Origin of the sequence: Jiella pacifica (assembly GCF_010500815.1) — a bacterium.
Taxonomy (GTDB): domain Bacteria; phylum Pseudomonadota; class Alphaproteobacteria; order Rhizobiales; family Rhizobiaceae; genus Jiella; species Jiella pacifica.
Genome location: NZ_JAAAMG010000070.1, coordinates 1 through 862, shown reverse-complemented (window position 1 = coordinate 862; position 862 = coordinate 1). Strand labels below are relative to the sequence as shown.

General features: G+C 66.4%; 1 protein-coding gene. It reads right to left on the bottom strand.

Features of this window, described 5'->3' with window-relative positions:
* A partial coding sequence (tnpC, locus tag GTK09_RS27085; RefSeq protein ID WP_163466486.1) for an IS66 family transposase occupies positions 1-862 on the bottom strand: 862 nt, incomplete at both ends.

Below are 862 nucleotides of genomic sequence, written 5' to 3'. Positions count from 1 at the left end.
ACCTCGCGCTCGATGTCGAACAGGACGTCGATGCGCTTCACCGCCTCCAGCGCCAGCGGCGAGATCGGTGCCGCGGTCTTTCCCCGTCGAGCGCTCCTGGCGATGTCGGCGAGTTCGAAGAACTTCTGCCGTCCGTGAGACCAGCACAGCGCCTGGGTCACAGGCTTCGGACTTCGATCCATGGCGTACAGACGGCCGTAACCCGCATAGGCATCGGCCTGGAGGATCCCGCCATAGCCGGCGAGATGGCGCTCGGGATGCTCGGCCGTGCGATCTCGGGAGGCGTAGAACACGGCTGCCGGCGGTGCCGGGCCCCCGAACGGCCGATCATCGCGGACATAGACCCAGACCCGGCCGGTTACCGTCCTGCCCTTGGCAAGGATCGGGACAGTTGTGTCGTCACCGTGCAGCCGCTCGGCAGCAAGGACATGCCGCTCGATCAGGCCGTGAAGCGGGCGAAGAGCATGGACGCAGGCGCCGACCTGGTCGGCGAGCGTCGACAGGCTGAGGTCGATCCCCTCGCGGGCATAGCGCTCCGACTGCCGATTGAGCGGCTGATGTTGTCCGTACTTCTCGAACAGGATCATCGCCAGGAGGCTCGGACCGAGGAAGCCGCGGGGCGTGGGATAAAATGGCGCTGGCGGCTGGGTGATCGTCTCGCAGTCCCGGCAGGTAAACTTCTCCCTGACGGTCTGGATGACCTTCCACTGGCGCGGGATCACCTCCAGCGTCTCGGTGATGGCATCTCCGAGCTTCGACAATCGAGCCGAACCGCAGCACGAGCAAGAGGTCGGCGCCGGCACGATCACCCGTTCCCGCGGCAGATGCTCCGGGAACGGCTTCTTCGAGGGGCGCTTGCGGG